Here is a 19,598-nt window from a genome sequence, read left to right as displayed (position 1 = left end):
AGCAATAATACATATTAACAATATGAAAAAATATTTTATAATATAATTAAAACAGCATAAAAAGTGGAAGAAAAATAAGGATAAATTAGCGAATATAGACATAAAAATCCATCCATATGTGATATTCGGAAATTTGCCTTAAAAATTTTTTTCACAAAATGCTGAAATAAAATTTCATTTAAAGGAAGAACTATTAATGAAAAAGAGAACAATCATGAAGAAAATGCTTTCAGTTGGTCTGGTTGGCGCAATGGTACTTTCATTAGCAGCTTGTGGATCTAGCAGCAGCGGAGATTCAGAAGAAGCTAGTGGAGACAGCGGAGATGGCGTTACACTTGAATTCCAACAGTGGTGGGGCGTAGAGCTTCCGGATGGAGCACTTCAGGAGATCTGTGATGACTTCACAGAGGAAACAGGAATCAACATTGAACTTCTGAGCAATCCTTATGCAGATACTAAGACTCAGATCGCGGCTGGTGCAGCAGCAGGAACAATGGCTGATGTAGTTGGTCTTGATGGATCTTGGGTATATGATTTTGCAAAACAGGAGTCTATTGCAAACTTGACAGATTTGATGACAGATGCAGGCTATGATGACAGCCAGTTATCAGATCAGATTCAGGTAGATGGAAGTACATACATGATTCCAGTTGTTAACTTTGCATATCCATTATATGTAAATATGGACATCCTTGAGGAAGCTGGGGTTTCTGAGGTTCCAACAACATGGTCTGAGTTCTTGGATGCATGCGATAAGATTACATCTAATACAGATGCAGCTGCATTTGCAATTCCATTATCTTCTGAAGCTCCTAACGGTATTCAGAATCAGTTCATGACATGGCTGTGGGCATCAGGCGGAGCTATGTTAGAAGATGGAAAACCGAACCTTGAAGGTAATGAAGATCTGGAGAAGGTTGTTGATTTCGTAAAAGAGATGAAAGACAACGGATACCTCTCTGACGGTGCTGAAGCTATGAAAGAGCAGGATATGGTTAACGAGTTCGAAAACGGACGTCTTGCATTCATGGTAGATGGAATTTCTCACTTGACACTGATCAAAGAAGAAAGCCCAGACCTTAACTTTGATTACGCTAAGATGCCTGTAATGGATGGTTACGAAGGCGAAAGCGGAATGGACGTTGCTAACTGGGGTATCGGTATTGCTGAAAACTGCGAGAACAAAGAAGAAGCATGGCAGTTTGTAGAATATCTTATGAGCCCAGAAGTAAATGCTAAATTAGCTCAGCTTGCAAATGCTTTCCCAGGAAATGCAACTGCAGAGCCTGATTATTCTGAAAACGATGAATTATTCCTGAAAGCATACGATATCTTCCAGACAGGTTATGCTATCAACGAATTCACAGGTGCTCCTACATCTGAAGATTTGATGAGAAGCTTTAATGAGCAGCTTGTATTATATCTGGATGGAGATACAGCATCTGCAGCAGATATGTTAAGTGCAGCACAGGCAAGCTGGGAGCCGGCTTTTGAATAAAAATCGGACAGAAATATAGGTTAAAGAGTTAGAGTTAAAGAATATAGGCTGCGCGTATATTCGCGCAGCCTATACTTCTCAATAAATGAAGGAGGTGGGATGATTGGCAAAGGGAAATAAAGTAATGACAAGGCCGGCAGGAAGCAAAAAGGATGTTTTAAAGAAACAGGCAACACCATATTTATATCTTTTACCAACAGTTGCATTAATGATTGTTCTGCTGGTTGTACCTATTATCATGGTTATCGGATATTCCTTCTTCGATAATGTGATTGTTAATAAGAATCCTATTTTTGTTGGATTACAGAACTATAAAGCAGTACTGACGGACCCAACATTCCTGGTCGCAATAAGGAATACGCTTTTCTTTGTTATCGTCAGCATTGTAGCACATCTTTTAATTGGTATGTTATTTGCAATGGTATTGAATACAAGATACCTTGGTGTTAGAGTAAAAGGTATTTTCCGAGTAATCTATGCTTTGCCATGGATGTTTACAGCATCTGTTATCGCAATTCTCTGGAGAATGATGTTAGATCCGAATGGTGTAATCAACTATCTTATTACATCTATGCACATAGTTGATAAAAACGTATCGTTCCTGGCAACGAGAGATATTGCGCTTAAAGCGGTTACAGTGATTAATATTTGGTCGGGATATCCTTTCTATATGATTAGTATTTTGGCAGGATTACAGGGAATTTCAGGAGATTTATATGAGGCATCCGCACTGGATGGCGCGAATGCTATTCAGACATTTTTCCGAATTACAATTCCTCAATTAAAACCGATTCTTGTCAGTCTTCTGATGTTAGACTTTGTTTGGACATTGCAGCAATTCGCTTTGATTTGGATGACTACAGGAGGCGGACCGGTCAATGCAACCGAGACGATTAGTACATATATATACAAACAGGGCTTCACAAAATACCAGTATTCAATGGCATCGGCTGCAGCCGTAATTCTTCTTATTGTATGTACGATTATTGGAATCTTCTATGTCAGACAACAAAGATCGGAGGATTAAAGTATGATAGGAAAGAAAAAAATTTCAGTTCAGATTTTAGTTATCATAGTATTGATCATTGGTACTTTGTGGGCGGGTTTTCCGATTGTATGGATGTTCTTGAATTCATTTAAGCCTAATGCAGAGATTTTTGCATGGCCGCCGACATGGATTTCTGAGAATTTTAGTTTGGATGCTTATAAAGCAATCTTTACGAACCCGGAACAGGTAAGGTTTTTTATTAACAGTTACATTATAGCTGGGTTGGTAGTAGTGATCACTCTTATTATTGGAATTATGGCATCTTATGCATTTAGCCGTTTTGACTTTAGAGGAAAGAGCGTAATCAATACGGTTATTGTTGCTGTACAGGCTGTACCGCCGATTACTTTGTTGATTCCATATTTGAGTTTGATTGTAAGCTTAAAATTATACAATACATATGCAGCGCTTGTCCTGACATATCTGGTATTTACGCTTCCATATTGTATCTTGATGACAACGGGATATCTGAATACTCTTCCAAAAGAGTTAGATGAAGCTGTTATGATTGATGGAGGATCCCGTTGGAAAGCTTTGTGGAAAATCCTGGTTCCTACAGCTGTACCTGGTCTGGTATCCGTTGGAATGTATACATTCATGCAGGCATGGAATGAATATTTGTTTGCGTTAGCATTGACAAAGACGAATGATATGCGTACGGTGCCGGTAGGTATCAACTTGTTGATGGGACAGCATTCATATGAGTGGAATCAGATGATGGCAATGAGTGTACTTGGATCATTACCGATACTTGTATTATTCTTGTTCTTCCAGAGATACTTTATCGCTGGTATGACAGCAGGATCAGTAAAGAGTTAAGACAGATAATATTTAGGAGGATTTCAATAGTGATGAATGTATTACAGATTGAGCAAAAATACAGGCAGGCATATGAAACAATGGATGAGACAGTGAAAAAGCGTGTGTCTGAGAAGCGTTATACAGCAATGGGATATACCAGCAACCTGGATGTTTTGTGCGATTTTCAGGTTGAAAGATTGAATGAATTGCTTGCAAAATACCTTCCAGATGGAGATCTTTCTCAGATGGAAGTCCCGGAAAAGGTTCACACTATGGAAGAATTGCTCCAGACAATTGTGTATTATTGTAGCCGGGGAATAGGCGGAGAAGCAGATATAGAGAATACAAAACTCCTGGAAGAGTGCTTTTCTGCGCAGTATGGAATGGGCGGAACGGCAGTTCAGGCGGCTTTGGCACTTGCTCAGGTGGGTTGCCCGTCTGTCGTGCATCTTACAGATGACTCCAAAGAGGTATGTAAGTTGTTAGAGTCTCCTTATGTTTATACTGTTTCTGATGAAGGAAAATTGGTACATACAGATGGACTTGTCCAGACTCAGGATCAGGAAGTACACTGTATTATACAGTTTAAAAAAGGTGATGTGATCTGTCTGGGCAATCAAAAAGCAGAGATTCCTTGCTCGAACCGATTGATTTTAACAAAGATTACGGTGAATGAATATGTTCCGTTTTTTAAACCTTATTTTAAATGGGTCGAAGAAAATGCAGAACATGTAAGCAGTAATGTATTGTCCAGCTTTAATGCGCTTTTAGATCCGGAAGTTTTGAAGGAACATTTGGATTTTGCAGAACAGCATGTCATGAAATATCGTGAAAAAAACCCGGAGGGTATCGTATTCTTTGAAGATGCACACTTCCATGATATTTCAGTAAGAAAGCTTTGTCTGGAGACGGTATGCTCTTGCGTGGATATTGTCAGCCTGAACGAAGAAGAACTGAAGTACACATTAAAAGAAATGTATGATTTTGATATAGATATTAGTGACATTATTTCCTGTGTTGAAGGTGCAAAATTTATTCGGGAAAAATTTGGTATCCGTAAGGGTATTATCATTCATACCAAAGATTATTCTATGTATGTAGGTGAAAAACTGAAAGCAGATATCGAAAAAGGGCTGATGTATGGAAATATGTTGGCTACTGCAAAAGCACAGAATGGAAGTTATGGTACGAAGGAACAGATTGGAGAGGTTCTTACCTTTGAGCTGAGCCCGAAGGGGATTGAGAACTACAGTAAAGTGATAGAGAGCAAATACGCGGATGAAGTAACATTAGTACCGTCGAAATATATTGATAAACCTAAATATACCATTGGATTGGGTGATTCATTCTTAGGCGGCGTACAAATGTGTTTCTAAAAAATATTTTATAGAAAAAAATGGTAATTTATAGTATTATATTTCTAGAGGAGGACTAAATTATGTTAATGAATATGAAAGACATCTTGGCAGTAGCAAAGGAGAACAAATTTGCGATTCCGGCATTCAATATTTCCGATTACTCAATGTTCTTGGGAATCATGGATGTTTGCGAGGAAACTAATTCACCGGTTATCATTGAGATTCATCCAGATGAATTAAGCTTTACTGGACCAGAAATGGTTTTAGCTATTAAGGAAAGAGCATATAAGTCACCAGTGCCAGTATGTATTCACTTGGATCACTGTAGTGATTTTGGAACAATTATTTATGCGATCCAGTCTGGATTTACATCTGTAATGTTTGATGGTGCAGAGCTTCCTTTTGAAGAAAATATCGCGGGTGCTAAGAAAGTAGTAGAAGCTGCACATCCTGCAAATGTATCTGTTGAGGCAGAACTTGGAACTATCGGATCTACTGATCCGGCAGATTTCGAAGGCGGAACAGCAAAAATCATTTATACAAATCCAGACGATGCAGCAAAATTCGTTGCAGAGACAGGTGTAGATACTCTTGCTGTTGCAATCGGAACATGTCATGGTTTATATCCAGCAGGAATGAAACCAGAACTTAAACTGGATATTTTGAAAGAGATTGAAGCAAAAGTAGATATTCCATTGGTTCTTCATGGTGGATCTAACAATCCGGACAAAGAAATTGGAGAATCTGTAACACTTGGAATCAATAAGATTAATATTTCTTCTGATATCAAGGTTGCATATTTCCAGAAAATGAGAGAAGTATTAAAAGATGAAGGGGTAAGAGAGCCAAATGTAATTGAGCCTCAATGTATGGAAGCTATGAAAGAGTGTGCAAAACATAAATTAGAACTCTTCCAGACAATTGGAAAAGCTTCTTTATACTAAGCCTTTTGGGCTCTCCCTTCAAGGAGAGGTGTCAAAGTGAAAAAAGAGAGTATGCTGAATAAAGGTGTTCTCGAGGTAATAAAAGAGAACTATAACTGCATTTTTTCAGCTGAAAAAAAAGTAGCAGATTTTGTCTTGAAAAATCCACAAAAGACGGTGGATTCTAATGTGTCTGAACTGGCAAAGCAAAGTGGTGTGAGTGATGCAACGGTTGTAAGAATGTGTCACCATATTGGCTATACGGGTTATTATGAATTCCGTATTACTCTGGCGAAGGATTTGGGAAGACAGCAGTATGAGACGGTCAATCGTGTACAGACGCATGATGAGGTAGAAAGGCAATTTCGAGAATATGCGGAGAATATTATCGCAATAGGGCGAAGGATAGATGCCGATGTCATGTGGAATTGCGTGAATCTATTGAAGTCATGTAAGCAGGCGCATCTTCTGGCCGTAGGAAATACATGTCCATTAACTCAGTATATGGGATTCCGTCTTGGAAGATTAGGAATTAAAAGCACATATAATGTTGCCGCAGAATATTTTTTGAATAATGTAAATTTAGCTGATTCGGATGATATATTGGTTGCAATTTCTCAATCTGGTACATCCAAACAAGTGATTCAGGGATTGGAGCTTGGAAAGGAAAAAGGATTAAAAGCGATTGCGATTACTGCTTATGCAAATTCACCAGTAGCGAATCTTGCAGACTATGTACTGCTTTCGGCAGGAACAGAAGGACCTTTTAATTATTATAAAGGTTTTGCGCATTTGAATGAAACTGCAGTAATAGATGCTCTTTTGAACTTTGTCACAAATGCAGAATTAATCAATAAGAAGCAGGCTGACAGGCCTGAGATTATATTATCAGAATACAAGATGTAAGTATGATAATGTAGAACAGCGGGGCTCTTTTCATGCTTCATGTATGAAGAAGCCCTGCTGTTTATTTATAAAAGCAAAGTTTTGAAAGAATAAAAATGTTTGGAGGAAATAATATGAAACGTTCAAGGATTAATCAGGTAATTAAGGATATGGAGCAGTTGATCAAGGAACATGGGTTTGAGATTCCACCGTTTGCAAAGTGGGCTGCTGAAGACTGGAAGAGTGTTGGACATGAATATGATGAAATTCGTGATAATAAACTTGGATGGGATATTACGGATTACGGCCTTGGCAAATTTGATGAGGTCGGATTCGCGCTCCTTACAATTCGAAACGGAAATCAGAAGATGCCAGAGAAGTATCCAAAGACATATGCAGAGAAATTATTAATGCTCTACGAGGGACAGACCGCTCCATTGCACTATCATGTATCTAAGATGGAAGATATTATCAACCGAGGCGGAAATGATATTTATATCACTGTTTATAACGGAACTAAGGATATGGAAAAACTGGATACAGATGTAGTTGTATATAAAGATGGTAAGAAAGAAATTGTTCCGGCAGGAACAAAAGTGCTTTTGACACCTGGAGAGAGTATTACAATTACACCTTATATGTTCCATGATTTTGTAGTTCCGGAAACTGGCGGATCTGTTCTGTTAGGAGAGGTATCTATGTGTAATGATGACGATAACGATAACTTCTTCTATGAGAGAATGGGACGTTTCCCAACGATCGAAGAAGATGAGCCGGCATACCGTCTGCTGTGTACAGAATATCCAGATGCAGAATAGTGGGAGGAATGAACGTGAATTATGAGATTAGTAATCGATGCATGACGGTTAAGATAGCTGCCATTGGTGCAGAGATGCAATCTGTCATAAAAGACGGGACAGAATATCTGTGGGATGGAGATCCGAAGTACTGGCCGGAGAGAGCACCTATATTATTTCCATTTGTAGGAAGATTTACAGATGGGAAATATACTTTAAATGGTCAGGAGTATCATATGGGAATCCACGGATTTGCAAGAAAACTTTCGTATCAGGTTGTAGAGCATGAACGAGACAGGATCGTGATGGAACTTGTGGATACAGAAGAAACATATGAATCTTATCCGTATCATTTTGTTTTGCGCGTGAGTTATGAACTGGATGAGAATCAGATTAAGATTGGATATCAGGTTCGGAACAATTCAGATAAGATGATGTATTTCGGAATCGGCGGGCATCCCGGATTCAAGGCACCGCTGGAAGATGGCCTGGAATTCTCAGATTATTATCTGGAGTTTTCGGGAAAAGGTTGCCCGGACAGGGTTGGTCATACAGAAACTTGTTTCTTGAATGGAATCAATAAAGAATTTCCATTAGAAGATGGGCAGAAGATAAGAATGAGACATGATATGTTCGATGATGATGCTATTGTTCTTCAGAATATGCCGGGGGAAGTGACATTAAAATCGGACAAAGGAACAAGAAGTGTTACGGTATCTTATCCTAAGATGTCTTATCTAGGATTCTGGCATGCGCCGAAAACCGAAGCGCCCTATATTTGTATTGAACCATGGACTTCCCTTCCATCCAGACAAGATGTGGTAGAAGAGTTCAGCAATAAGAGTGATCTGGTACGTCTGGGAACTGGTGAGACTTATTGCAATCAGTGGAGTATAACAATCCGTTAAGGATCTGCAGATATATTGATATGCCCTTTAAGTTGTCGTAGTGCTTAAAGGGCGTATCTCTCCAATTTTAGAATTGAAATAAATATTTGTAAAAATAAAAAAGTCCTTGCAAAATAGATTGCAGAGAGTTATACTAGAAAGGTAGTAATCCTCGATAGCTCAATGGTAGAGCACACGGCTGTTAACCGTGGGGTTGTTGGTTCGAGCCCAACTCGGGGAGCTGGATATTGACCTATAGACTTTGCAGTCTATAGGTTTTTTGTTGTAAAGGATTATTTTAGGAGGGTTATTATGAGATTATTAGCAGATACAGCAAATATAAAGGAATTAGAAATTCTAAAAAATAAAAATCTTATCGAGGGAGTTACAACGAATCCTTCGATTATTTCAAAAGAAGGAAAAGATGGTATAAAAATACTTAAAGCGATCACAGAATTACTCCCTGATATGCCAGTATTTGGTCAGGTTGTTGGGGAAACAGTTGAAGATATGGTCGCAGATGGGAAGCGTATTAATTCTGCAGGAGATAATATGGTCGTAAAGATTCCTGCTAATTACCATGGAGTAGAAGCAATTGCAAGGTTAAGTGAGCTGGGAATTAAAACATGTGCAACTGCGATATTGACTGCCGCAGAAACCGTTCTGTGTGCACAGGCCGGAGCCACATATGTTGCGCCATACGCAGGACAAAATGATATCATAGGGTATAAAGGTGTCGATACACTTTCGCAAATATCAACGGTATATAAAAAATTAAATATAGATACAAAGATTTTAGCTGCATCTATAGAAAAATCACAGGAAATTGTCGACTACTTTATGGCAGGAGCAGATTGCCTTACACTTCCATATCATGTTTTTGAAGATACCTTTACTTCACCGAATCCATTAACAGAGCATTATATCAATAATTTTAAGCGAGACTGGATGAATGCAGAATGCTTTTTTGAATAATAATAGATAAAAATGACGGGCGCTTGGTGAGCGCCCGTATTCTCAAAAATATTGAAAATATGGTAATAAAAATTCTTGCAAAATAGATTGGGGAGAGTTATACTAGAAAAGTAGTAATCCTCGATAGCTCAATGGTAGAGCACACGGCTGTTAACCGTGGGGTTGTTGGTTCGAGCCCAACTCGGGGAGTTTTTTATAATCCGTAGGCAGATGCTTACGGATTTTTTGTATTACAAGGCGCAGAGATTTTTAGTACAATCTCTGCGCTTTTTTCGATATGCTGGTTTATTTGATATGAAATATTTAACTCAAATATTACAAAGATTTTTACAAAAGAGAAATAAGATTTTACATTGTTACAGTATATTTTTTCTGAATCTATTATTACAAGGAGGATGAAAAAGATAATGAGAAAAAAGAAAAGAATTGCCAGCGTATTGATTGCCCTGGCTCTTATTGTCACAGCAGGCTTATCCTTTCCGGGGCAATCTGGAGCTGTTCGTGCAGAAGAGGATACAGACAATATCACAATTGTAGATGCCAATACGCAGTGGCAGTACAGAGATGACAATCAGGCACCGGCTGATGGCTGGAAGACCAGCGAGACGGTGACGGAAACATGGAAGACGGCGGCAGGCAGTTTTGGTGCCAAGAATGGTGTGATTGCGGACCTTGGTGGCGGCTGTACTCCTAAGACTTTGTTAAACCAATACATTGAGGGAACTTCGAATGATATTCCAGTCTACTATTTCCGCAAAACATTTGATCTGGAAGATCTGACAATCGTACAGTCCGTCACGGGAAGTCTTCTTTATGATGATGCTGTAACCGTTTACATTAATGGAGTAAGGATTGCAGGATATGATGATGGTTCCTTTGATGAAAATGGATATGGAGGCTCAAATGCAAGTGCTCCGAAGACAGGAGAAATTAATTTCACAGAGATTGCGGCTTTGAATCTGAAAGGAACAGGAAATGTGGTGTCTGTAGAACTTCACAACGGAAGACCATCGAGTTCTGATGTTTATCTTGATTTTCAGTCTCTGACATTTGGTACAGCAGTGCCGGAGAAAGAAGTCAAATATATCTCTCTGAATATTGGAAGTGACGAAACACAGAGAAATATTACCTGGATGGCAAGCTCTGATAAAGAGGCATATGTGCAGGTGGCGACAAAACCAGAGGGATGGGTCGAAGGGAATGAATTCCCGGCAGATGCAGTAAGCTATACAGCTACACAAACTGATAGTGCAGTAAACGGTCTTAAGAGTTGCAAGGCTACCATGACAGATTTGAAAGAAAACACAACCTATCTGTATAGAGTAGGAAATGATGAAAAGTGGTCTGACACTTACTCATTTACCACACAGGCATTGGGACAGGATCAGGAATTCAGTTTCTTGTTTGCAGGAGATCCGCAGATCGGAGCAAGTGGCAATTCAGCAGCTGATACTACAAACTGGCAGAATACCATGAGCAGATCATTGCAGGCATTTCCGCAGACGAGTTTCCTGTTAAGTGCAGGAGATCAGGTGAATTCCAGAGATAGCGATACTGAATATGAAGGATTCCTCTCTCCGGATGCAATGCGCTTGATTCCACTGGCAACCAATGTGGGCAATCATGACAATGGTTCTGAGAGATATACATCTTATTACAATATACAGGATGGAAAAGCATTCAATCCGATGACGGGTGTCAGCGCACAGGACTATGAAGGAAATGATATTACAGAGCTTGTACATGTAACCGTTTATAATGCAGATACAGGTGAGCAAGTACAGTATGTAGACACATCCAAGACTGGAAATTATCGTATTGTATATGATGTGACAGATACATATGGAAAGACGGCTAGTGCGGAACAGCTTGTAGAAGTTGTTAAGAATACTGATGAAAATCCAGGTCAGAATCCAGATGAAAACCCAAGTGAAAATCCAGATGAGAACCCAGGACAGATTTCGGGTACGGGTTCAGGGAATGGACAGACAGACAACAATGGAAAGGGAAATGGTTTGGCAACGGCAGGAACCAGTCAGTCATCTAAGGAAACAACTGTGAAGACCGGCGACGAGGCACCGCTTGTGTTATTTGGCGTGTTTATGCTGTTAGCAGCAGGAGCAGCCGTAGTTGTTCTTCGCAGACGCAGTATTCGATAAAATACAAAGAAAGCAGGAAACAAGAAGTGAACGGGCAGAAGATATTACAGGGAAAGATACAGAATAAAAAAGCGGATCTATTGGTCATTACCATGATGACAGTTATTGTCATCATGACACTGGTGATGAACCGATGGTTCCCAGTGGAATATATTATGTATACTTCTGAGTCTTCTACTTACGAACGAGGAGTTGTGACCCGGATTCTGGCAGAAGAGTTAAGTCAGGAGGAAGGAAGCAACAGGTATCGTGGTGTACAGACCTTAAAAGTTGCCATGAAGAGCGGAAGCCTTAAAGGACAGGAGATTGAAGTTAAGAATGAATTGAGCGCAACTCATAACATTGCCACAGGTGTGGGACAAAGATTGATTATCAAGGTGGATGCTTCAGAAGGTCTGGAACCATATTATACCGTATTTAATTATGACAGGACGGTGGGTATTTCCATGATATTGGTAATGTTTGCCGTGTTTATGATCTTGGTCGGAGGAAGAAAAGGAGTAAAGAGTATGATTGGTCTTTGCTTTGCATTTTTCCTGATTATTGATTTTCTGTTACCGGCTGTTTATCATGGATGGTCACCTATCGGGATGGGAATCATCTGTGCATTCTTAATTGCAGTATTTTCTATGTTATTGCTCAACGGATTTAGTGAGAAGACATTTACCGCAATTACAGCGACTATGGCAGGAGTTATATTAGCAGCTGTTTTCTATTATATATTTTCTGGGATTCTGCATCTGAGTGGATTTAATCTGGAGGAAGCAGAGGAATTGATTATTGTTCAGGGTGCAACGGGTCTTAAGGTTGGACAGACCTTATTTACCGGAATTCTGATTGCATCGTTGGGAGCGGTGATGGACATGACCATGTCAGTAGCTTCAGCTTTGTTTGAAATGAAGGAAATTCATCCGGAAATGTATATGACAGAAGTATTCCGTTCAGGAATTTCTATCGGACAGGATATGATAGGAACTATGTGTGAGACTTTAATTTTGGCATTTGCCGGAAGTAGCATTACGGCACTTCTGGTAATGATTGCATATGGAGCACAGTTTAATCAGATCTTAAGCTCTGATTATGTGGCGATTGAATTGATACACAGCTTAACGGGAAGTATGGCGGTTATCCTTTCGGTTCCGATCACAGCAGGTCTTTCTGCATTTTTTACTTGTAACAGGCAACACTGCAAGTAAATAAAAATTTTATTGCTAAATGGCAATTTTTGTGTTACATTTAATACACTCTTTGCACTGCATATAGATCTACAGTACAAACTGAGCAGACCGTGACAGGATGTCATGGAGTCGGGTCGCAGAAATTGCCGGGCATCTGAAGTAAGTTGCCACTGGCAGATTCCGTAAGCTGCCGGTGGCAGTTTTCGTAAGTGACAGTGGAAGTAACATCCACGGGACAGTAGTTGCTAATACTGATTCGTGGGTGTTGTTTATTCTTTTTTTGTGAAGCATATCATAAAAATCCCCACAATATATTTAGTGCCATAGAGCTATCTTACGTTTGGGAGGTAACTAATATGGAAGAAAACAGAATAACGAATGATGAATTCCAAAAGGTCGCAAACAGGGTCTCGATGGTGTCGATCGTAGGGAATATTGCGCTTGCGCTAGGAAAGCTTCTTGCAGGAATTATCGCTCATTCCAATGCGATGATCAGTGATGCGGTTCATTCGGCTTCGGATGTGTTCAGCACGATTGTTGTGATTATTGGAATTCGGCTTGCGTCGAAAGAATCCGATAAAAACCATCCTTATGGCCATGAACGGCTGGAATGTGTGGCGGCGATTGTCTTAGCGATGGTTCTCTTTATTACCGGACTTGGCATAGGGATGGAAGCATTGAAAAACATTTTGTCTGGTAACTATAATGAATTGCAGATTCCGGGAATGCTGGCGCTGATTGCGGCAATTGTATCCATTGTCAGTAAGGAAGCTATGTTCTGGTACACGAAGATTAATGCCAGAAGAATCGATTCCAGTGCACTGATGGCAGATGCATGGCATCACCGTTCGGATGCATTTTCTTCTGTTGGAGCATTGATCGGTATCGCAGGAGCAAGGCTGGGATTCCCAATCATGGATTCTATTGCCAGTCTGGTTATCTTTGTATTTATCATAAAAGCAGCATATGACATTTTCAGGGATGCAGTGGATAAGATGGTGGATCATTCTTGTGATGACGAGACGGAAAAGCAGATATCTGACTGCGTGATGGAGAATGAAGCAGTAGAAGGAATCGACTTGCTCCAGACACGTATATTTGGAAATAAAATATATGTGGATATTGAGATTGCGCTGGATGGTTCTTTGCCATTACAAAAGGCGCATGATATAGCGGAAGAAGTTCACCATGATATAGAACGAAAATTTCCGAAGATCAAGCATATCATGGTCCATGTTAATCCTATGAAAATCTGAGGTAGAAAGAAAAGAGGCGAAGAGATTTGTGCGGGAATATCTCTTCGCTTCTTTTACAGGGTATCATATATCCAGAGGAAACGACTGGTAGAAGCTTCCTCTGGCGGAGGGTAGACCTAAACTAAAACAGTCCGGCAAGAATCTCTGCGCATTTCTCGATGCCGAGGACGCCACTATCCAATGCAATGTGATAATTCTGCATAGCGCCCCACTTCTGATCTGTATAGAACTGATAGTAAGAAGCGCGTCGTTTATCCTTGTCTTTCAGACGTTTTTCAGGAGAAACTTCACGTTCGCCGTATTGCTCAACGATTCGTTCGGCACGTTTGGCAATGCTTGCGTGAATAAATACGTTCAGACAGTCGGCCTCGTCTCTTAAAATATAATCTGCACAACGTCCTACGATGACGCAAGGTCCCTCTTCTGCCAGTTTCAAAATGACTTTTCGCTGAATTGCCCACAAGTCATCTTGTGTGGAATGTCCGTAAAAATCTCGGTCAGAGAAAGCATTGGCAAACCAGCCGCCGTGGGAAGAATATTCGCCGCGTTCTGCGATATATTCTTTTGCAAATCCACTTTCTTCGGCGATTTTTTCAATGAGTTCATGATCATAACAAGGGATTCCTAATTGTTCGGCTACTTTTCTTCCGATGGTCCTTCCGCCGCTGCCGAATTGACGGCTGATAGTAATGACTCTGTTTTTCATTTTACCGCCTCCTTTTCTTGTGCGATTTTCTTGTTAAGTGTTTTATATGTGTATATAATTACGATCAAAGAAATGATAAATGTAAGCACATCGGATACTGACATGGAGTACAGGACACCGTCCAGACCGAAGGAAAGCGGAAGTATTAATGCAAAACCTACACCGAATACAACTTCACGGACCAGAGACAGCATGGTGGAAGTCATAGCTTTTCCCATAGACTGCAGGTAGATGAAAGTTGCTTTGTTGACAGTGGCAAGGGTCATCATACAAAGGTAGGTTCGGAATGCTTTTACTGCAAAATCGGTATAGTAGATGCTTTCGTTGGATGCTCCGAAGATACCGATTAATTGTCTTGGGAAGCATATGACAATAACGGTAGCGACGGCACCAACGATGGCTTCGGCAATCAGCAGATGAGAGAAAAGACTCTTGGCACGGTCATCCCGTTTGGCACCAATATTGTAGCCGACGATTGGAATACAGCCGGCTGCCATTCCTACTGCAATTGAGATAACAATCTGGAAGAATTTCATAACAATTCCTACAACTGCCATTGGGATCTGGGCATATTCCGCCTGACCGAAGATTTCATCCATTGCCCCATATTTTTGAATCATGTTATTTACTGCAGCCATGGAAGCAACCAGCGAGATCTGAGATAAGAAACTGCAGATTCCCAGTGGAAGATATTTTTTACAAAGTTTTCCGTGAATACGAAAACTGTTTTTCTTAAGTTGAATTGCTTTCATGTGGCACAGATACCATATGGCCAGGATAGCAGTCAGAATCTGCCCTGTGATGGTTGCCACTGCAGCGCCCATCATTCCCCATTTGAAGATAAAGATGAATATTGGATCCAGGATAATGTTGGCAAATGCACCTGCCAGTGTGGAAATCATAGCGAATTTGGGACTTCCATCGGAACGAATAATGGGATTCATGGCCTGACCGAACATATAGAACGGAATACCTACCGTAATCCAGAAGAAGTATTCCTTAGCCTGACGGAAAGTTTCTTCATTGACACGTCCACCGAACATAGTCAGGATCTGTTCCTGAAAGATAAGATATACAGCAGTCAGGATGACACTGCAGATGATGCACAGGATAACGGCGCTGCCGATACTTTTGTGGGCGTCATCTTTTTTGCCGGCACCCAGACTGATGCTGACGAAAGCACAGCAGCCGTCACCGATCATGACTGCGATAGCCAGAGACACGACTGTCAGTGGGAATACGACTGTATTTGCTGCATTACCATAAGATCCCAGATAGCTTGCGTTGGCGATAAAAATCTGGTCAACAATGTTGTAAAGTGCTGCTACCAGCAGCGAGATAATACAGGGTACAGAATACTTGCGCATCAATACCCCGATTGGTTCTGTTTCCAAAAAACGATTTGATTTTTGGTCCATGATATTTTCCTCCTTCATATGTTAATTATTTTGTAAGAGACTTCTCTGGCAAAATAAAAAGTGTGGCCAAAGAGCTGGATTTATGCCCAGGGCCACACGCTTCACATAAAAATAAAAAGCATGTAGCATTCAACCGGATTTACGCAGTTTTGCTACACGCTGTACCATGTATCATAACAGTTTTTTGGGATGATGTCAAAGGGGTTTTTGGGGAATTTATGAAGTAGATTATACTGGCAGATTGGTACATTTTTAGGGTTGAGACGGAAAAACCAGCGTGATACTATATTGATATAAAAGATTGAAAAAATGATAAAATAAGGGTAAATTTACAATGTCAAAGTTTTCAGATGATAAGAATGTAAGAATAAAAAAACGTACGAAAACCAAGGTGATCATAAGCAGTATACTGATTGGTATTAGCATTATTTTGAGTCTGGCTGCGAGAATGTGTCAAGACTTTGCCCAGTGGTACAGCACGCATATCTATCCAGTATGGGTGGAGACAGTTGGCCGTGCGATGGGATATTTCCCCTTTTCTGTATCGGAAGTACTACTTTATCTTATGATTCTTATTTTCCTGGTGTCTGGTGCACAGCTTCTGATTCGAAGAATTCGGAAGAAATTGAAAAAAGAAGAAGGATATGGATGGCTGTGCAATGTTTTCTTAGCGGCAGGCGTCTTGTTTTTCTTATATGTGGTCAATTGCGGAGTGAATTATCACAGGGATTCGTTTTCGGAAACTTCTGGGATTCAGGCAGATGAATATTCGATTGAAGAGTTGAAGGAAGTCTGTGTATGGCTGACAGAAGAGGTAAATCAATATAGCAATGCGATGGAACGGAATCAAGAAGGAACCATGGAGCTGGAGGTGTCGACAGAGGAACAGGCAGTGACTGCTATGCAAAAATTAGGCGAGACATATCCAGAGTTAAAAGGATATTATCCAAAGCCAAAAGGATTGCTGAATTCTTGGATACTTTCCATACAGAACCTGAGCGGGGTATATTCTCCGTTTACCATAGAAGCCAATTACAATCAGGCAATGACCGATTATAACATTCCATTTACCATCTGCCACGAACTGTCGCACTTGCGAGGATTTATGCAAGAGCAAGAAGCCAACTTTATCGCATTTCTTGCCTGCCGCGAGTCTGAGGAAGCAACATTCCAATATAGCGGAAATATGCTGGGGTGGATTCATTGCATGAATGTATTGTATAAAGTTGATTACGATGCGTGGGAAGAAGTGTGCGGTGAGTTAAGCACGGAGGCAGAGACAGATCTGCAGGCGAATCACGAATTCTGGGCAAGGTATGACGGGACAGTCGCAGAAGTATCTAATAAAGTGAACGATACATATTTAAAGGCAAACGGACAAAAAGATGGAGTGGAAAGTTATAATCGAATGGTAGATCTGATTGTGGCATATAAAAGGGACAGGGTAAATTAGGGACGGAGGTTTTTTTATTTTTCTCCGTCCCCAATTTTGCGTAGTGCCTCGGCGAAGGCGTTGTTGATGGGTTCGTCTTTTTGTTTTTTTAGATATTTTTGTACATCTTTTTTGGAGACACCGGCACCTTCTTTTTCTCTTCTGGCTTTGAATGCGGAGAGTTTTTCTTTGTATCCGCATTGGCATACGAAGGTTTCGTCTTCGCCTTTTTTTATTAGCTCCATCTTTTTGTGGCAGTTTGGGCAGCGGGCATTGCTTAGACGTGCAATGGTTTCGCGATAACCGCATTCTCGATCCTGGCATACCAGAAGGCGAGCGTTTTTGCCGTTGACTGCCAGCATTCGTTTGCCGCAGCGTGGGCATTTGGTATTGGTAAGGTTGTCGTGTCGGAAGGTTCCGTCAGCGTTTTTGATTTCTTGAATGAGTTCTTGTGTATAATCGATAATTTCACGAAGGAATATATCTGCTTTGTGATTCCCTTTGGAGATCTGTGAGAGTTCCATTTCCCATTGGGCAGTAAGCTCTGGCTTTTTTAGATCCTTTGGGACAAGTTCCAGAAGTTGTTTTCCTTTGGAGGTAATCAGAATCTCCGTTCCTTTTTTCTCGATATAGAAGGAGTGAAATAGTTTTTCGATAATATCAGCTCTTGTGGCGACGGTTCCCAGACCGCCGGTCTCCCCCAATGTTTTTCGTGCTTTTGCATCTTGGGAATCCATGTATTTTACTGGATTTTCCATAGCGCTTAGCAGGGTTGCTTCGGTAAATCTTGCTGGTGGTTTTGTCTTTCCGGTTGTAAGAGAAACCGTCACAATTGGAAACTTCATGCCTTTTTCCAGAGCAGGAAGCGGTTGTTCGGATACATATGTGGCGGCATCATTTTCCTCATCCGCGTCATCAATATTATCCGCTTCATAGATGGCTTTCCAGCCTGGAGATAGAACAATCTTTCCTTTTGCAATAAAATTTTGTCCGGCAGCAGAAGCTTTCATTGTGGTCTGCTCATACTCAAAGGCCGGGGATAGAACACTGATAAAGCGGCGCACAACTAGATCATAGATTTTGCGTTCTTCATTGCTCATGTGATCAAGCTGCACATATTCTTCCGTCGGTATAATTGCGTGATGATCACTGACCTTTTTGTCGTCTACAAAAGATTTACTGGTTCTAATCGGACCTCTCAGAAGTTCAGGAATGTATTTCTTATAAGGTCCAGTGTTACACGCTTTCAGCCGCTCTTTAATGGTCGGGACAATATCGGTTCCGATGTAGCGGGAATCGGTTCGAGGATAAGTGAGTACTTTGTGATGTTCATACAGACGCTGCATAATATTCAAGGTTTCTTTGGCAGAGAAACCAAAGCGTTTGTTAGCATCACGCTGTAATTCTGTCAGGTCATAGAGACCTGGGGAAAATGTTTTTTTAGCGGATTTTTGAACATCGGTGATGGTCAACATCTGTCTGGTCAGTCTGGCAGTGATATCAGTCATAACATCCTTTTGGAAAGAACGAAGACTTCCGGTCTTGGCGTTCTGCCAGGTCCATGTGACCGGGGAGTTGTACTGGCTGGAGTTGGTAGTACATTTTATCCCATAGTAGTCTTCGGGTTTGAAAGAACGAATCTCAGCTTCGCGGCGGGCAATAATCGCGAGGGTTGGAGTCTGAACGCGTCCGCAAGACAACTGTGCATTATATTTGCACGTAAGGGCGCGAGTAGCGTTAATTCCAACCAGCCAGTCTGCTTCAGCACGGCTTTTGGCAGCATAATACAGTGCATTATATTGACGGCCATCTTTTAAGTGGGCAAATCCCTCGCGGATAGCCTTATCAGTCACAGAAGAAATCCAGAGCCGTTTGATTGGTTTGTGACATCCTGCTTTATCAAGAATCCAACGTGCAACCAATTCCCCTTCGCGCCCGGCGTCAGTAGCGATGATAATCTCAGACACATCCTTTCGGAAAAGTTGAGATTTGACGTTGTGGTATTGCTTGGATGTCTGCTTGATCACAACCAGTTCCCATTTTTCTGGAAGCATTGGAAGGTAGGAAATATTCCATTCCTTGAATTTCTTATCGTATTCTTCTGGATCTGCCAATGTGACAAGATGCCCTAAAGCCCAGGTGACGATGTATTTCTCACCTTCAATTGCGCCGGCAATACTTTTCTTACAGTTCAAAACGCGGGCAATGTCACGGGCGACAGACGGCTTCTCAGCCAGAACTAATGATTTCATAAATGTTTGCTCCTTATATAAAAAG

Annotated in this window: 16 protein-coding genes, 2 tRNA genes and 1 riboswitch; of the genes, 15 read left to right on the top strand and 3 right to left on the bottom strand. The window is 40.8% G+C overall.

Translation table 11 applies throughout. The features are described from left to right. Positions 1-196: 196 nt before the first annotated feature. The 14 genes from JQM81_RS07985 to JQM81_RS07920 all read left to right on the top strand — a co-directional run bounded on the left by JQM81_RS07985 (position 197) and on the right by JQM81_RS07920 (position 13,765). Complete coding sequence (locus JQM81_RS07985; protein ID WP_235232984.1) at positions 197-1,498, top strand: ABC transporter substrate-binding protein; 1,302 nt, start codon at positions 197-199, stop codon at positions 1,496-1,498. 103 nt (positions 1,499-1,601) lie between these two features. After that, positions 1,602-2,525, top strand: a complete 924-nt coding sequence (locus JQM81_RS07980; protein WP_331473107.1) for a sugar ABC transporter permease — start codon at positions 1,602-1,604, stop codon at positions 2,523-2,525. Between the two features lie 3 nt (positions 2,526-2,528). Then, positions 2,529-3,365, top strand: a complete 837-nt coding sequence (locus JQM81_RS07975) for a carbohydrate ABC transporter permease (RefSeq protein ID WP_235232983.1) — start codon at positions 2,529-2,531, stop codon at positions 3,363-3,365. 32 nt (positions 3,366-3,397) lie between these two features. Then, positions 3,398-4,723, top strand: coding sequence for an ADP-dependent glucokinase/phosphofructokinase (locus JQM81_RS07970; protein ID WP_235232987.1), 1,326 nt, complete (start codon positions 3,398-3,400; stop codon positions 4,721-4,723). A gap of 62 nt (positions 4,724-4,785) precedes the next feature. Next, positions 4,786-5,649: a ketose-bisphosphate aldolase gene (locus JQM81_RS07965; RefSeq protein ID WP_235232982.1), complete on the top strand. Its 864-nt coding sequence runs from the start codon at positions 4,786-4,788 to the stop codon at positions 5,647-5,649. 36 nt (positions 5,650-5,685) lie between these two features. Next, complete coding sequence (locus JQM81_RS07960; RefSeq protein ID WP_235232981.1) at positions 5,686-6,534, top strand: MurR/RpiR family transcriptional regulator; 849 nt, start codon at positions 5,686-5,688, stop codon at positions 6,532-6,534. 113 nt (positions 6,535-6,647) lie between these two features. Further along, positions 6,648-7,331, top strand: coding sequence for a D-lyxose/D-mannose family sugar isomerase (locus tag JQM81_RS07955; protein WP_235232980.1), 684 nt, complete (start codon positions 6,648-6,650; stop codon positions 7,329-7,331). Positions 7,332-7,345: 14 nt separating this feature from the next. Continuing rightward, positions 7,346-8,218: an aldose 1-epimerase family protein gene (locus tag JQM81_RS07950; protein ID WP_235232979.1), complete on the top strand. Its 873-nt coding sequence runs from the start codon at positions 7,346-7,348 to the stop codon at positions 8,216-8,218. 148 nt (positions 8,219-8,366) lie between these two features. Then, positions 8,367-8,438 (top strand) — tRNA-Asn (locus JQM81_RS07945). A gap of 71 nt (positions 8,439-8,509) precedes the next feature. Continuing rightward, the gene (locus tag JQM81_RS07940; protein ID WP_235232978.1) at positions 8,510-9,172 is read left to right on the top strand and encodes a transaldolase family protein; all 663 of its coding nucleotides are present in this window, start codon (positions 8,510-8,512) and stop codon (positions 9,170-9,172) included. Positions 9,173-9,289: 117 nt separating this feature from the next. Continuing rightward, a tRNA-Asn gene (locus JQM81_RS07935) sits at positions 9,290-9,361 on the top strand. Between the two features lie 218 nt (positions 9,362-9,579). Then, positions 9,580-11,331: a fibronectin type III domain-containing protein gene (locus JQM81_RS07930; RefSeq protein ID WP_235232977.1), complete on the top strand. Its 1,752-nt coding sequence runs from the start codon at positions 9,580-9,582 to the stop codon at positions 11,329-11,331. Between the two features lie 26 nt (positions 11,332-11,357). Continuing rightward, positions 11,358-12,527, top strand: coding sequence for a YibE/F family protein (locus tag JQM81_RS13660; RefSeq protein WP_235232976.1), 1,170 nt, complete (start codon positions 11,358-11,360; stop codon positions 12,525-12,527). Positions 12,528-12,598: 71 nt separating this feature from the next. After that, a riboswitch (NiCo riboswitch) is annotated at positions 12,599-12,750 on the top strand. A 115-nt stretch (positions 12,751-12,865) separates the two neighbouring features. Next, positions 12,866-13,765, top strand: a complete 900-nt coding sequence (locus tag JQM81_RS07920; protein WP_235232975.1) for a cation diffusion facilitator family transporter — start codon at positions 12,866-12,868, stop codon at positions 13,763-13,765. A 121-nt stretch (positions 13,766-13,886) separates the two neighbouring features. On the opposite strand, the gene JQM81_RS07915 is transcribed toward JQM81_RS07920, so the two are convergent. Next, a complete protein-coding gene (locus tag JQM81_RS07915) occupies positions 13,887-14,471 on the bottom strand; it encodes an AAA family ATPase (protein ID WP_235232974.1) in 585 nt (194 codons plus the stop codon). Then, the gene (locus tag JQM81_RS07910) at positions 14,468-15,889 is read right to left on the bottom strand and encodes an MATE family efflux transporter (RefSeq protein ID WP_235232973.1); all 1,422 of its coding nucleotides are present in this window, start codon (positions 15,887-15,889) and stop codon (positions 14,468-14,470) included. Before JQM81_RS07910 ends, JQM81_RS07915 begins: the two co-directional genes overlap by 4 nt. Before the next feature lie 334 nt (positions 15,890-16,223). Between JQM81_RS07910 and JQM81_RS07905 the strand changes: the two genes are divergently transcribed. After that, complete coding sequence (locus JQM81_RS07905; protein ID WP_235232972.1) at positions 16,224-17,342, top strand: DUF3810 domain-containing protein; 1,119 nt, start codon at positions 16,224-16,226, stop codon at positions 17,340-17,342. A 14-nt stretch (positions 17,343-17,356) separates the two neighbouring features. Here the strand turns inward: JQM81_RS07905 and JQM81_RS07900 are convergent, their stop codons facing one another. After that, complete coding sequence (locus tag JQM81_RS07900) at positions 17,357-19,573, bottom strand: DNA topoisomerase III (protein WP_235232971.1); 2,217 nt, start codon at positions 19,571-19,573, stop codon at positions 17,357-17,359. Positions 19,574-19,598 lie beyond the last annotated feature (25 nt).

The sequence above is a fragment of the Faecalicatena contorta genome (genome assembly GCF_021531895.1).
Lineage (GTDB): Bacteria > Bacillota > Clostridia > Lachnospirales > Lachnospiraceae > JAFBIX01.
This window is presented reverse-complemented; position numbering and strand designations above follow the sequence as displayed.

Coding starts and splice junctions, on each gene's coding strand:
- JQM81_RS07955 (WP_235232980.1), top strand. CDS start 6,648: ATGAAACGTTCAAGGATTAATCAGGTAATTAAGGATATGGAGCAGTTG.
- JQM81_RS07930 (WP_235232977.1), top strand. CDS start 9,580: ATGAGAAAAAAGAAAAGAATTGCCAGCGTATTGATTGCCCTGGCTCTT.
- JQM81_RS07940 (WP_235232978.1), top strand. CDS start 8,510: ATGAGATTATTAGCAGATACAGCAAATATAAAGGAATTAGAAATTCTA.
- JQM81_RS07985 (WP_235232984.1), top strand. CDS start 197: ATGAAAAAGAGAACAATCATGAAGAAAATGCTTTCAGTTGGTCTGGTT.
- JQM81_RS07900 (WP_235232971.1), bottom strand. CDS start 19,573: ATGAAATCATTAGTTCTGGCTGAGAAGCCGTCTGTCGCCCGTGACATT.
- JQM81_RS07905 (WP_235232972.1), top strand. CDS start 16,224: ATGTCAAAGTTTTCAGATGATAAGAATGTAAGAATAAAAAAACGTACG.
- JQM81_RS07965 (WP_235232982.1), top strand. CDS start 4,786: ATGTTAATGAATATGAAAGACATCTTGGCAGTAGCAAAGGAGAACAAA.
- JQM81_RS07920 (WP_235232975.1), top strand. CDS start 12,866: ATGGAAGAAAACAGAATAACGAATGATGAATTCCAAAAGGTCGCAAAC.
- JQM81_RS07975 (WP_235232983.1), top strand. CDS start 2,529: ATGATAGGAAAGAAAAAAATTTCAGTTCAGATTTTAGTTATCATAGTA.
- JQM81_RS07970 (WP_235232987.1), top strand. CDS start 3,398: ATGAATGTATTACAGATTGAGCAAAAATACAGGCAGGCATATGAAACA.
- JQM81_RS07915 (WP_235232974.1), bottom strand. CDS start 14,471: ATGAAAAACAGAGTCATTACTATCAGCCGTCAATTCGGCAGCGGCGGA.
- JQM81_RS07910 (WP_235232973.1), bottom strand. CDS start 15,889: ATGGACCAAAAATCAAATCGTTTTTTGGAAACAGAACCAATCGGGGTA.